This window comes from Amycolatopsis lexingtonensis (assembly GCF_014873755.1).
GTDB lineage: Bacteria > Actinomycetota > Actinomycetes > Mycobacteriales > Pseudonocardiaceae > Amycolatopsis > Amycolatopsis lexingtonensis.
Map to the genome: position 1 here is coordinate 3,097,685 of NZ_JADBEG010000001.1, position 11,984 is coordinate 3,109,668.

The window sequence follows — 11,984 nt, forward strand, 5'->3', positions numbered from 1 at the left end:
CGTCCCGGAAACCCGGCAGGACGCGCGGCCCGCGTACGGGCATCATGGCGGCCATGCCCCACCGCGTTCTGCTCGCCGACGACGACCGCGCCATCCGCGAGTCGCTGGTCCGGGCCCTCGACCTCGAGGGCTACCACGTCACCGAGGTGACCGACGGGGTCGACGCGCTCGCCACCGCCCGGCGCGACGACTTCGACGTGCTGATCCTCGACGTGATGATGCCCGGCGTCGACGGGCTCGGCGTGTGCCGCGTGCTGCGCGCGGAAGGCGATCCGACCCCGATCCTCATGCTCACCGCGCGGGTCGAGACCCCCGACCGGGTGGCCGGCCTGGACGCCGGGGCCGACGACTACCTGCCCAAGCCGTTCGAGCTGGACGAGCTCCTCGCGCGGTTGCGCGCCCTGCTGCGCCGCACCTCGGCCGAGCCGGAAGCGCGGCGCACCCTGCGGCTGGGCGAGCTCGCGGTCGACCCGGCGGCCCGGCGGGTGTGGTGGCAGGGCACCGAGATCACCCTGTCGAAGACCGAGTTCGACCTGCTGGAACTGCTGGTGCGCAACGCCGGGATCGTGCTCGACCGCACCACGATCTACCAGCGCATCTGGGGTTACGAGTTCGGCGCGGACTCCAAGAACCTCGCCGTCTACATCGGTTATCTGCGGCGCAAGCTGGAGCGGGCCGGCGCCACGGAGCTGATCCACACCGTGCGCGGGGTGGGCTACTCGGTGCGGCCGGCGTGAACCTGCGCAGCAAGCTCGCGATCGCGTTCGCCGGGGTCGGCGCGGCGGCGGCGATCCTCGTCGGGGTGCTGAGCTACCAAGCCGCTTCGGAACGGATCCACGCGGAGCTCGACCGGTCGCTGCTCACCACGTCGGCGGAGGTCGCGGCCGGCGCGACGCAGGTGCTGGCCCCGAGCCCGGTCACCCGCGGCCCCGATGACGACGACCACGACGAGGCCCAGCCGATGGTCGCGCAGGCGCTCGCCGCCGACGGGACGACCCGGCCGATCGGCGGCCGCCGGGTGCGCCTCCCCGTCGACGACGCCGACCGCGCGCTGGCCGCGACCGGCGCGCCCGGGGACCACCGCTACCGGGACTTCACCGCCAGCCGCGACGACTACCGGGTCATCACCGTGGCCCTCGGCCCCGGCCGCGGCGCCGTCCAGCTCGGCATCGACGTCGACGAGTCGCGGCACGTGCTCGGCGGCCTCGCCAAACGCATCACCGGGCTCAGCGCGCTGGTGCTCGCCGGCGCCGCCTTGGCCGGCTGGCTGCTCGCCCGTCAGATCACCCGGCGGCTCGTCCGGCTGACCGACGTCACCGAGCAGGTCAGCGACGGCCGCCTCGACGACGTCGCCGTGCCCACCGGCGGCCGCGACGAGGTCGGCAGGCTCGCGACCTCGTTCGACCGGATGCTCGGCCGGCTCGCCGACGCCCGCGCCGACCAGGAACGCCTGGTCCAGGACGCCGCCCACGAACTGCGGACGCCGCTGACCAGCCTGCGCACCAACGCCAGCGTCCTGCGCCGGTTCGCCGAGCTCAGCCCCGAATCCCGCGGCCGCCTGCTCGACGACGTCGACGGCGAAACCCGCGAGCTGACCCACCTCGTCGACGAGCTCGTCGAGCTGGCCACCCGCCGCTACGAGGCCGAAGAGGCCACACCGGTCGCGCTGGGCGAAATCGTCGAGCACGCGGCCGATCGCGTGCGGCGGCGGTCGGGGCGCACCATCACGGTCGACACCGATCCGTCGGCGGTGACCGGCCAGGCGAAAGCACTGGAACGCGCGGTGGCGAACCTGCTGGAGAACGCCGTCAAGTTCGCACCCGGCGGCCCGATCGAGGTCGTCGTCCGCGACGGCCGGGTGCAGGTGCTCGACCGCGGCCCCGGCATCGCCGACGACGAGTCGGCCCGCGTGTTCGACCGCTTCCACCGCGCGGACGGCGCCCGCGGCCTGCCCGGCTCCGGGCTGGGACTGGCCATCGTGCGGGACATCGCCCTCGCCCACGGGGGCACGGTGTTCGCCGAGCCGCGCCCCGGCGGTGGCGCGGTGGTCGGCTTCACCGTCGGAGCGGATCTTCTCTTACCGAACTCTCACCCCGGTCACGTCGACGGCTAACCGGCCTCGGGAAGGGTGGACCGGAGAAAGCGATCACCCCGAGGAGCCCGATGACCGCCACGCTCACCACCCCCCGCTTGGCGCGGCCCCGGGTCCGCGCGTGGTGGCGGGACGCGGCGGGCCTGACGGCCTGGCTGAGCGTCCTGTTCGTGGTCGCGCTCTGGGTTTCCGGGCGCGGCCTGCAGGACCTCCGCACCGACTTCTTCACCAGCACCGGCCGGCTGACCGGGCTGCTGTCGGCCGACCTCCTGCTCCTGCAGCTGGTGCTGATGGCCCGCATCCCGTGGGTCGAACGCAGCTACGGGCAGGACGAGCTGGCCCGGCGGCACCGCATCGCCGGGTTCACCTCGATCACGTTGCTGGCCGCACACCTCGTGCTGATCACCCTCGGCTACGCGGCGACCGACCGCTCCGGCGTCCTGGCCGAGGCCTGGGCGCTGGTGACGACGTACCCGGGCATGCTGCTGGCGACCGCCGGGACGGCCGCGCTCGTCATGGTCGCGGTGACGTCGGTCCGCGCCGCCCGGCGACGGCTGCGCTACGAGTCCTGGCACCTGCTGCACCTCTACGCCTACCTCGGCGCCGGCCTCGCCTTGCCGCACCAGCTGTGGACCGGGGCCGACTTCACCGCCTCCCCCGTGGCGACCGGCTTCTGGTGGACCGCCTACGCGGTGGCCGCGGGCGCCGTGCTCGTGTTCCGCGTCGGCCGGCCGGTGTGGCTCAACGCCCGGCACCGCCTGGTCGTCGAGCAGGTCGTGCCCGAAGGTCGCGGCGTCGTCTCGGTGTACCTGCGCGGCCGCGCCCTCGACCGGCTGCCGGTGGCGGCGGGCCAGTTCTTCGTCTGGCGGTTCGCGGCCGGGCCGGGCTGGACCCGCGGCAAGCCGTTCTCCCTGTCGGCCGCCCCGGACGGGCACCGGCTGCGCATCACGGCGAAGGACCTCGGCGAGGGCAGCCGACGGCTCGCGACCCTGCGTCCCGGCACCCCCGCGTTGTTCGAAGGCCCGTACGGCCGGCTGACCGGCACTGTCCGAAAGGGACGGAAGCTGGCGTTCTTCGCCTCGGGCATCGGGATCACGCCCCTGCGCGCGCTCCTGGACGAACTACCCTACCGGCCCGGGGAAGCCGTGCTGTTCCAGCGGGCCGGCCGACCGGCGGACCTGCTGTTCCGCGCGGAACTGGCGGACCTCGCCACCCGCCGCGGCATCAGGGTCCACTACCTGCTCGGCCGGCGCTCGCGCGACCGCGCTTCCTGGCTGCCCGCCGGCTACGCCCCCGTGCCCGACGAGCAGGTGCTGCGCCACCTGGTGCCCGACATCGCCGACCACGACGTCTACGTGTGCGGCCCCGACGCCTGGACCGGTGCCGTGCTCGGCAGCGCCCACCGCGCCGGCGTCCCCGCCGACCGCGTCCACGCCGAGCGATTCTCCTGGTAGGAAAGGACTTCCGATGCGCCGGATCGCCATCGCCTTCGCGGCGACCGTCTCCATCGTCGTGCTGCTGTTCAGCTACCGCACCAGCACCGACCAGACCCCGGTCGCCACCGGCCGCCCGCTCGGTGCCACCCCACCGTCCCGCACGACCGGCCCGGCCACCGCCACCGCCACCGCCGCGGGCGGCGGCGACGGGACGTTCACCGGAGACGCCGCCGACACCCGCTACGGGCCGGTCCAGGTGCGGATCACCGTCGCGGGCGGCAAGATCACCGACGCCCAGGCCGTCGAGTACCCTCAGGAAAGCGGCCGCGACGTCCGGATCAACTCCGCGGCCGTACCGGAGCTGAACCAGGAGACGCTGCAGGCCCAGAGCGCGCAGATCGACACGGTCAGCGGCGCCACCTACACCTCCGAGGGCTACCAGCAGTCGCTGCAGTCGGCCCTCGACCAGGCCCACCGGTGAGCACAAGGCTTCGCCGGTCCTGGACCCGGCCGGTCATGGGGACGGCGGCCAGCCTCCACCTGCGCGGCCCGCGCATCGACTCCGACCCCGCCGTCGAACCGGCCGTGGCGGCGGTGTTCGGGCACCTGCGGGCCGCCGACGAGCTGTTCAGCACCTACCGCCCCGGCAGCCAGGTCAGCGCACTGCGCCGCCATGAACTCCCCCGCGAGGAACGGCACCCGTGGCTGACCGAAGTCCTGGAGCTGTGCGAAGAAGCGCGCGACCGCACCGCCGGCTACTTCGACGCGTGGGCGCCCGGTGGCTTCGACCCGTCCGGTCTGGTGAAGGGCTGGGCGGCCGAGCGGGCCGCCGCGCACGTCTCCCGCCTCCGCGGGTTCGACCACTACCTCAACGTCGGCGGCGACATCACCGGCCGGGTCGGCCTCGCGAGCGCCCCGCCGTGGCGGGTCGCCGTCGAAGACCCGGTCACCGAAGCGGCGTTCCTGGCGATCCTCGACCTGCGCGACGGCGGTGTCGCGACCTCCGGCACGGCCGCCCGCGGCGCGCACATCGTCGACCCGCACACCGGCACCCACCCGCGCGACCTGCTCGCCGTGACGGTGACCGGCCCGACCCTGCTGTGGGCCGACGTCTTCGCCACGGCCGCGTTCGCCCGCGGTGGCGAAGACGTCGCCGACTGGGTCGCGACGCGCGCGCCCGGTTACCGCGTCGCCGCCCTCGCCCGCGCACCGTGACCACACCCCGCCGCCACGTCCCTCACCCTCCACAAAGGACACCATGACCACCGTCAACGGCCTGCCCGCCCACGTGCTGCTCGTGCACGCGATCGTCGTCCTGCTCCCCCTCTCCGCCCTGCTGCTGGTGCTCACCGCCCTCTGGCCGGCCGCACGCGCCAAGCTCGCCGGCCCGAACGCGATCCTGTCCGTCGTCGTGGTGGCGCTCGTCCCGGTCACCACCGAAGCCGGCGAATGGCTGGAACGCCGCGTCGCCTCGACGCCGCTCCTGCGGAACCACACCGAACTCGGCGACACCGCGCTGTGGGTCGCGCTCCCGGTGGCCGTGCTCGCGCTCGTCGTCTGGTGGCGACGGCGGGAGAGCCTCCGCACCCCGGCGAACGACACGAGCGCCCGCCGGACGTTCCTGGCCCCGGCATCGACCGCGGTGACCGTCGTCCTTTCGGTGCTGGCGGTCGGAGCCGCGGGCGCGGCGGTGTTCGACGTCTACCGCATCGGCGACTCCGGGGCGCAGGCCAGCTGGCAAGGCCAGTTCAGCACCGTGCCGGCCCCCCGCGGCCCGGGCGGGTGAGCCCCGCCGGCGACGCCGCTCATCACGCGGCGAGGCCACTCTGCCGCCGGTGACCCGCTCGCCCACGTCTTGAATGACTCATTCAGGACCTCCGAAGACCTGAATGAGTCATTCAAGACACCGGCACGACGCTGCGGACCGCACCGACGCGACTTTGCCGGGACTCGGGCGCCTGCGACGCCCCTACCGCCATCGCCGCCGCGACGTGCCCAGCACGAGCGCCGCGCCGGTGGTGGTCGTGAGGAAGGCGCCCAGCGCGAGCCAGGCGACCGCCACGCCCGTCTCGGCCAAGCCCCGCGAAGGCGTCGACGCCGACCGCGCCGCCGGTGCCGCGGCCGGTGCGGGGCGGACGGCGGGCGGCGTCGCGGGATCCGGATCGCGCTGGTACGGGCCGGGAACGACGAAGTACAGGTGGCGGTAGGGATGGTCGGGGTCCACCCCGTTCTCCCCGTCGCGCACCACGAACTCCGGGTCGGAGTAGACCAGCTGCCACGGTCCCACGATCCCGAAGTCGTACAGGCCGGCCGGCACGCCGAAGAACGTGAAGCCGCCACTGCTGCCGCTCACCGCGCGGGCGACGACCGCTCCGGTGACCTGGCTCTTCAGGTAGACCTTCACCCCGGGCAGGGGATCGCTGTTGGGCAGCCCGAGTTGCGGCTTGTCGCGGAAGAGCCCGAGGTAGCCGTCGACCCGGGGAGCCAGGCCGCCGGGGATCCTCGCGGTCGCCTGGAGGGAGCCCGTGCCGTTCAGGTTCGGCGGCGTGCCGACGGTGCAATGGACGCGCAGGTAGCCCTCGGTGAACTCTTCGGCCGTGATCCGGACCGTCATGCCGAAGATCCGCCGCTGCCCGGCCGGGATGGCCACTCCGGGCCCGCCTTCGGCCAGCACGCCGGTCTCGACCTGGCCCGAACCGGTGGCCCAGCACGCCGCGGTCAGGTGCGCGAGCGTCGCCTGCCCCTTGTTGGTCAAGTTCAGGGTCAGGTGGGCGACCTCGTCCTTCCGGTACACCGGCCGCGTGAACGCCATCGAAGCGGACAGCCAGGTGTCGACCGAGGGCGCGGCGCGGATCAGGAGGTCGGGATCGCCGGTACCGGTCACCTCGGCACCCGGGCCCAGCAGGAACCAGCCGGGAGCGGGCCCGAACCAGGTGTAGTAGCTGCCGGCCGGCAGGTCCGGGAAGGTGAAGCGCCCGCGGGCGTCGGTGGTCGTGCTGCGCTGGACCGTCGGAACGCCACCCGAGGTGTTCGCCGCGAGCCCGGCCAGCGCCTCGCCGGGATCCATCGCGCCGTTCCCGTTCCGGTCGCCGTAGACGGTTCCGCGGAGGCTCCCGCTGACGTGCGTGACCGGGACGGAGACGGTGACGGTGTTGTCCGCCGGATCGGCGTCCGGCTCGCCGGCGGGCAGGGCCGCCGTGACGGTGAGCGTCACCGGGCCGGAGGTGGTGGTCACGTACCCGGCGGCGCTGCCCGTCACGGTCTGCCCGGGTTCGACCGGCACGCCCAGGGGCGAAATCGGCGACCACCAGGACGTCGAGAAGTTCCCGGTGGAAACGAGGGTGACCCGGGACGCGGTCTTGGTCCCCGCGTTGGTGACGCTGGCGTGCGCGGTGATCTCTTGGGTGGCGAAGTAGGAAGGCCGGTCGAACCACACCGACAGCCGCAGGTCCGCCGACTCCGGCGCGGGAGTTCGCGGCTGCGTGGTCGCCGTCGCGATCGCGCTCGTCGGGGGAACGGTGGTCGCCGGGGCCGGGGTCGACGGCCCGGCCGGGAGCGCTTCGCCCGCGAAAGCGGGTCCCGCGGGGACCGCGAGGCAGAGTGCGATCGCCGACAGCACCACTGCGGCAGATCTGGATCGTGACATCATCGGACGCCTCGATTCGCCGGGGTTCGTGCTCTCGACACCGAGAGCCTTCACCCCAGCCAACTGCGTGCCGCGAAATCCCGACGCGGGCACAAGTCCTCCGGCCGGTGGACGAAAGACCATCGCGCGGGCACAAGTGCCCGAACGCACGGGAAGAACGGCTCACGCGTGCCTGGCTTCCGCCTCTGCCCGCGCTCGCCACCGAGCGTGATCCTGGTGAGGAAAGCAAAACACCCGGCACTTCCCTCCACGAGGAGGCCGAAATGAGCTTCGCCCACCACGATCGGCACCAGGGGCCCGCCCGTACGGACGGATTCCCCGACGGCTTGCGGGTGCGCGCGCACGGCGGCCGGTTCACCGGGCGGACGGGAACCGTGGTCGACCGCGCGCCCGACCTGCGTCCCGGCTCGGTCTGGGTCCGATTCACCGACGGCGACGCACGGCTCGTTCCCGGCTACCGGCTCGACCGCGCGGAGACGGACGACTGAAGGGGGCCGCAGTGCACGACGAGCCGACGCCCGGCGAGCGCACTCGCGTGATCCGCGTGGTGAAGCGGCAGGCGCGGAACAGCGACGAGGAGGCCGAGCTGATCGCGATGCTCGGTCTGGACCGCACGGAACCCGCGCCCCCGAAGCACCGGTCGCGCGGCGCGCTCTCGGCCGCCGAGTTGCACGACATGCTCGCGCCGTTCGCCGCCGAGCGCGTCCGCCGTTACCGCCGCACACGCAAAGAACAGGAGTAACCATGTCTGCTTCCGGTACCTGCCGGACGGCCGCGGCCGTCGGCATCCTCTTGGCCACGGCAGCGGCGTGCGGTCACAACGCGAACACCGCGGCACCGACCTCCACGCCGAACCTGACCACGGCGCCACCGGCGTCGACCACCACCGCGTCGCCGACCCAGCCGTCGGTGACCCCGCCGCCCGGGACCCGCTCGACACCGCGGACGAGCGCGCCGCCGGCCACGCCGTCGATCACCCGGTGCACCACTGCCGCACTGCGCCTCAGCCTCGGACAGGGCGACGGTGCCGCCGGGCACCTCTACGTCCCGGTCACGTTCACCAACACCGGGCGCACCTGCACCATCACCGGCTACCCCGGGGTGTCCTACTTCGCCGGCGCCGACCACCACCAGGTCGGCGCGGCCGCGGTCCGCGACCCCAGCGCCACGCCGACGCTCCTCCTGCACCGCGGGCAGTCCGCGGTGGCCTGGGTCGACCAGGTCAACATCGACGCCTACGACCCCGCCGTGTGCGGGCCCACCCCGGTGACGGGCCTGCGCGTGTACCCGCCCGGCAGCACGACGCCGGTGCTGCTGCCCGAACCCGGCGCCCGCGCCTGCACCAAGCAACTGCCCGGCGGCCAGCGGACCCTCGCCGTCCAGGCCGTGCGGCGCGACACCGGCGCCCCCTGAGGCAGGGTCCCCGGGCCCTCCCGGAAGTGTCTTTGTCCTTCTCCGGCAAGGACTTCGAGCCCTGCCCCCGGCCGGCTTACCGGCGAAGCATCGGACGTGAGGGAGCCGCCCGCCGCCTCCCGCGAACCCGGTGGCGGGGCCCCCTCCCCGCAACGGTGGTGGCGGCCCGGGCCGCGCTCCCCCTCCCCCCGCACCCGGCGGTCACCACCGTTCGCGGCCGAAAGCACGCACCCAATGTGGCGTTCGGTGCGTCCAGCGCACCCAATGTGGCGTTCGGTGCGTCAGACGCAACCAACGCCACATTGGGGCGCATCGCCGGGCCGCTGCCTAGTTCCGGTCGTCCGTAGTCTGGAGGTGCCGGATGGAATCCCCGCCCTTGTGGTGCCAGGCCCGGCCGTACTCGCTCTCCAGCGCGCTCACGAGCTTGCGCACCGCACCGTGGCACGCCTCGGCCACCGAACCCGCGTGGTGGGTTACGGAAACCGTCCGGTGACCGGCGAGGTGGGCGTCGACCACGCACCGCCGTTCCCCCTTCTCGCGGCCGGCGGCGGTTTCCTCGCCGAGGTGGACGCCGAGGCGGGTGATCCGGTCGGTGAACCGGGACAACGCGGACTCGAATTCGCCTTCCAGGCGCCGGATGAGTGTTTCGCTGCCGTGCACGGTCTTGTCCGTGCCGATCTGGATCTGCATGCCCTGATCGTCTTCGCCGCGGCGGGTCCGCCCCAGGACCGCAGGTCCCCGGCCCGGAGGACCAAAGGCCGTACCGGAGCGGGTCATGGGACCCGGCAGGTCAGGTCAGCTCGGCCGGCTCCGGCGTGAGCAGCGTCCTGAACGAGCGGGGCAGCGACGCCAGCACGTGGTCGAGGTTCCCCGCCGAGCACAGCGTGTCGAGCGCCGCGCTGACCGCGACGGCCGCGTCGGCGACCTGGCTCTGGTGGATCCCGGCTTCCGCGGCGAACCGTTCGCAGAACTCGGCGACGTCGTAGGTCATCGGGACGCGAGCGGGGTTCCAGCCGTCGAAGAACTCGCCCCGCAGCAGCACCGGCAACTGGGCGGCGAAGTGCACCGCGGGTCCGGCGGGCAAGCGGTCGCGGACCACGTGCAGCCACGCCCGCAGCACCCGGTGGGCCAGCGAGCGGTCGTCGGTACCCAGCTCCCCGCCCACGACGGCGAGCCACTCGTGGGCGGTCGCCTCGGCCCGGCCGAACGGATCGGCAACGACTGACATCGCACTCCCTCATTCCCGGTAGCGGCTCGTGCGCATTCCGCCGGACCCTATGCCTGGCGCGAACGCGGAGTATGCGGCCGGAAGTCACCACCGGCCGGGTCTTCGTGCCCCGCCTCACCGAGCCGTCAGGACGTGGTCACCGCGTCGATGACGGTCCGCGCCTGGACTCGCGTGAGGTGCAGCGTGCGCACCAGCTCGTCCGCGCCCGATCCGGTCGAGGCCAGTACCGCGGCGGTGCACAGGACACCGGGGAGCACCCCGGGCAGTGTGGTCCCGAGCCGGTCGAGCAGGTCGCGTGGACCGTTGTCGCCGGCCGGGCCGAGCCGGTCGCGCCAGAGCAGCATCGCCACGTCGTCGTCGGGTCCGCTGCCGCCCGCGGCCAGGCGCGCCATCGCCTCGCGGTAACCGTCCTGGGCGAGCTGGCCGTCAAGGAGCCGCGCGGTCAGCAGCCGCTCCCGGTCGGCCGCGCCGGGCTCGTCACCACTGGTCTCGACCGGCGCGCGCCGGTGCGCGCGCACGAGCCGCCAGGCGAGCAAAAACAGCACCAGGACCCCGGCCACCAGTCCGATCGCCATGATTCGCCCTCCCCGCGGGTGCGTCCCCTTCGATGGTGACAGCACCCGGCGGCCGAGCGGAGGGCCGAAAGTCCACTTCCACCCGGAACGCCGATACGCCTAGGCGTAGCCGGCCGGCGACGACACCTCCGCAGGCGTGCCCCGCCCGGTCACCAGCCGCTCGTAGAGCGCGATGTACTGGAAGAACGACCGCGTTCCCAGGAAGTCGCGCCGGACCCGGAGCCGGGCCCGCTCCCCCATCTCCGCCGCCCGGCCCGGGTCGGCCACCAGGCCCGTCACCGCCCGGCCGAACGCGGCCAGGTCGCGGGCCTCGACCAGGCAGCCGGTGCGGCCGTCGTCCAGCTGGTCCTGGATGCCGCCGATGCGGCTGGCCACCACCGGCCGCGCCTTCCACATCGCTTCGGCCACCGTGAGCCCGAACCCCTCGGCGATGGACTTCTGCACCACCACCTGCGCCCGGCGCTGGAGCGCGTTCACGATCGCTGCGTTCTCCTCGAGGTCGGCCATCGGCAGGCTCGCGAGGTGGACGTGGTCCCGCGCGTGCTCGGGAAGCGCGGCGTAGTAAGCCTTCGCCTCGCCCAGCACGTCCCCGCCCTCCGGGTCGTCGGCGACCTCCTCCACCGCGGGTCCCGCCAGCACCAGGTGGGCCCCGGTGGCCGGGAGGACGTGGTGCACGAACCCGTCGATCACCCCGAGCGGGTCCTTGAGCCGGTCCCAGCGCGAAACCTGCGCCACCACCGTGTCGTCCGGGCGCAGCCGCCGGGTTTCCGTCATGCGCGCGAGGCGCTCGACCCGCGCCGCCGAGCCGTCGAACCGGGTGAACACCGGCTCGGCCGCCGGCGCGCCGTCCTGCACGCCCGCCGCCGCGAGGATGGCGGACACCCGGTCTTCGGCGAGGTCCTGGTTCTTGGCCGAGAAAGCGTCGATCGACGGGGCGATGACCGCGGTCTTCGCCGGGTCCAGGTCGGCCCAGACGTGCTGGCGGCGTGAGAAGACGTAGGCGTCCGCCTGCCGGACGTAGCCGCGCAGGAACTCCCACGCCCGCAGGGTCACCGGGGTGGCGTGGTCGATCCCGACGTGGCTGCGCCACACGACCGGCACGCCGAGCCCGCTCAGCACCGGGACCATCCCCGCCGTCTGCGGATCGTGCAACAGCACGACGTCACCCGGCGAAAGCCGGTTCGCGAGCTCTTCGCCCGCAGCGCGGGTGAACGACTCGTAGACCTCCCTGGCCTCCCCGTCGAGCGGCAGCCCGTCGCCGGGCGCGCCGTGCAGGTTGTTGTGCAGCCGCTTGGTCACCGCGAAGTACGGTGCCGTGCCGGCGACGGCCAGCCAGCGCTGCTCGATGCCGGCGCCCCGCCCGTAAGCCAGCAGCGAGTGGAGCATCTCGGCCACGCCACCGCCGCGCGCGGTCGAGTTCACGTGCCACATGACGTGGTCGCCGAGCAGTTCCCGCCCGCGGGCGAACCGGTCCAGCAACCGGTGGTAGACCTGCTCGCCGACCAGCGGTTCGAACCGTTCGAGCGCCAGTCTGCCCACCGGGACCGGAACCAGCAGGGAACCGGCGGGCGCCGGGCCGGGTGTGATCATCGTG

14 protein-coding genes are annotated in these 11,984 nt (G+C 73.7%); 9 read left to right on the forward strand and 5 right to left on the reverse strand.

Features of this window, described 5'->3' with window-relative positions; genetic code table 11:
- Positions 1 to 44: 44 nt before the first annotated feature.
- The 6 genes from H4696_RS14125 to H4696_RS14150 are packed head-to-tail and all read left to right on the forward strand — an operon-like array spanning position 45 to position 5,314.
- Positions 45 to 737 carry a response regulator transcription factor gene (locus tag H4696_RS14125; protein ID WP_086859145.1) on the forward strand — a complete coding sequence of 231 codons (693 nt, stop codon included), beginning with the start codon at positions 45 to 47 and terminating at the stop codon, positions 735 to 737.
- The gene (locus H4696_RS14130) at positions 734 to 2,113 is read left to right on the forward strand and encodes a HAMP domain-containing sensor histidine kinase (RefSeq protein WP_086859144.1); all 1,380 of its coding nucleotides are present in this window, start codon (positions 734 to 736) and stop codon (positions 2,111 to 2,113) included. Before H4696_RS14125 ends, H4696_RS14130 begins: the two co-directional genes overlap by 4 nt.
- Before the next feature lie 50 nt (positions 2,114 to 2,163).
- Positions 2,164 to 3,546: a ferredoxin reductase family protein gene (locus H4696_RS14135; protein ID WP_086859143.1), complete on the forward strand. Its 1,383-nt coding sequence runs from the start codon at positions 2,164 to 2,166 to the stop codon at positions 3,544 to 3,546.
- 13 nt (positions 3,547 to 3,559) lie between these two features.
- Positions 3,560 to 4,009, forward strand: coding sequence for an FMN-binding protein (locus tag H4696_RS14140; protein ID WP_086859142.1), 450 nt, complete (start codon positions 3,560 to 3,562; stop codon positions 4,007 to 4,009).
- 35 nt (positions 4,010 to 4,044) lie between these two features.
- Positions 4,045 to 4,743, forward strand: coding sequence for an FAD:protein FMN transferase (locus H4696_RS14145; RefSeq protein ID WP_086859141.1), 699 nt, complete (start codon positions 4,045 to 4,047; stop codon positions 4,741 to 4,743).
- A gap of 43 nt (positions 4,744 to 4,786) precedes the next feature.
- Positions 4,787 to 5,314, forward strand: a complete 528-nt coding sequence (locus H4696_RS14150; protein ID WP_086859140.1) for a DUF2231 domain-containing protein — start codon at positions 4,787 to 4,789, stop codon at positions 5,312 to 5,314.
- Positions 5,315 to 5,497: 183 nt separating this feature from the next.
- Here H4696_RS14150 and H4696_RS14155 read toward each other — a convergent pair whose 3' ends face one another.
- Complete coding sequence (locus H4696_RS14155; protein WP_192782309.1) at positions 5,498 to 7,174, reverse strand: hypothetical protein; 1,677 nt, start codon at positions 7,172 to 7,174, stop codon at positions 5,498 to 5,500.
- 263 nt (positions 7,175 to 7,437) lie between these two features.
- On the opposite strand from H4696_RS14155, the gene H4696_RS14160 reads away from it, so the two are divergent.
- The 3 genes from H4696_RS14160 to H4696_RS14170 are packed head-to-tail and all read left to right on the forward strand — an operon-like array spanning position 7,438 to position 8,587.
- Positions 7,438 to 7,662, forward strand: a complete 225-nt coding sequence (locus H4696_RS14160) for a tudor domain-containing protein (protein WP_086859138.1) — start codon at positions 7,438 to 7,440, stop codon at positions 7,660 to 7,662.
- Positions 7,663 to 7,673: 11 nt separating this feature from the next.
- Positions 7,674 to 7,916 (forward strand): hypothetical protein, encoded by a 243-nt coding sequence (locus H4696_RS14165; RefSeq protein WP_086859137.1) that lies wholly within the window; start codon positions 7,674 to 7,676, stop codon positions 7,914 to 7,916.
- A 2-nt stretch (positions 7,917 to 7,918) separates the two neighbouring features.
- Complete coding sequence (locus H4696_RS14170; protein ID WP_086859136.1) at positions 7,919 to 8,587, forward strand: DUF4232 domain-containing protein; 669 nt, start codon at positions 7,919 to 7,921, stop codon at positions 8,585 to 8,587.
- 327 nt (positions 8,588 to 8,914) lie between these two features.
- Here the strand turns inward: H4696_RS14170 and H4696_RS14175 are convergent, their stop codons facing one another.
- From H4696_RS14175 to H4696_RS14190, 4 genes are all read right to left on the reverse strand, one after another.
- Positions 8,915 to 9,277 carry a ribosomal subunit interface protein gene (locus H4696_RS14175; RefSeq protein ID WP_086859135.1) on the reverse strand — a complete coding sequence of 121 codons (363 nt, stop codon included), beginning with the start codon at positions 9,275 to 9,277 and terminating at the stop codon, positions 8,915 to 8,917.
- A gap of 100 nt (positions 9,278 to 9,377) precedes the next feature.
- A complete protein-coding gene (locus tag H4696_RS14180; RefSeq protein ID WP_086859134.1) occupies positions 9,378 to 9,815 on the reverse strand; it encodes a DUF2267 domain-containing protein in 438 nt (145 codons plus the stop codon).
- Positions 9,816 to 9,940: 125 nt separating this feature from the next.
- Positions 9,941 to 10,390 carry a hypothetical protein gene (locus H4696_RS14185; protein WP_086859133.1) on the reverse strand — a complete coding sequence of 150 codons (450 nt, stop codon included), beginning with the start codon at positions 10,388 to 10,390 and terminating at the stop codon, positions 9,941 to 9,943.
- A 99-nt stretch (positions 10,391 to 10,489) separates the two neighbouring features.
- Entirely contained in the window at positions 10,490 to 11,980 is a 1,491-nt protein-coding gene (locus H4696_RS14190) for a glycosyltransferase (RefSeq protein WP_086859132.1), read from the reverse strand.
- Between the last annotated feature and the right edge of the window lie 4 nt (positions 11,981 to 11,984).

Excerpts from the sequence above, each read along its gene's own strand:
- H4696_RS14125 (WP_086859145.1), top strand. The coding sequence starts at position 45 with ATGGCGGCCATGCCCCACCGCGTTCTGCTCGCCGACGACGACCGCGCC.
- H4696_RS14135 (WP_086859143.1), top strand. The coding sequence starts at position 2,164 with ATGACCGCCACGCTCACCACCCCCCGCTTGGCGCGGCCCCGGGTCCGC.
- H4696_RS14140 (WP_086859142.1), top strand. The coding sequence starts at position 3,560 with ATGCGCCGGATCGCCATCGCCTTCGCGGCGACCGTCTCCATCGTCGTG.
- H4696_RS14145 (WP_086859141.1), top strand. The coding sequence starts at position 4,045 with ATGGGGACGGCGGCCAGCCTCCACCTGCGCGGCCCGCGCATCGACTCC.
- H4696_RS14150 (WP_086859140.1), top strand. The coding sequence starts at position 4,787 with ATGACCACCGTCAACGGCCTGCCCGCCCACGTGCTGCTCGTGCACGCG.
- H4696_RS14155 (WP_192782309.1), bottom strand. The coding sequence starts at position 7,174 with ATGTCACGATCCAGATCTGCCGCAGTGGTGCTGTCGGCGATCGCACTC.
- H4696_RS14160 (WP_086859138.1), top strand. The coding sequence starts at position 7,438 with ATGAGCTTCGCCCACCACGATCGGCACCAGGGGCCCGCCCGTACGGAC.
- H4696_RS14170 (WP_086859136.1), top strand. The coding sequence starts at position 7,919 with ATGTCTGCTTCCGGTACCTGCCGGACGGCCGCGGCCGTCGGCATCCTC.
- H4696_RS14175 (WP_086859135.1), bottom strand. The coding sequence starts at position 9,277 with ATGCAGATCCAGATCGGCACGGACAAGACCGTGCACGGCAGCGAAACA.
- H4696_RS14180 (WP_086859134.1), bottom strand. The coding sequence starts at position 9,815 with ATGTCAGTCGTTGCCGATCCGTTCGGCCGGGCCGAGGCGACCGCCCAC.
- H4696_RS14185 (WP_086859133.1), bottom strand. The coding sequence starts at position 10,390 with ATGGCGATCGGACTGGTGGCCGGGGTCCTGGTGCTGTTTTTGCTCGCC.
- H4696_RS14190 (WP_086859132.1), bottom strand. The coding sequence starts at position 11,980 with ATGATCACACCCGGCCCGGCGCCCGCCGGTTCCCTGCTGGTTCCGGTC.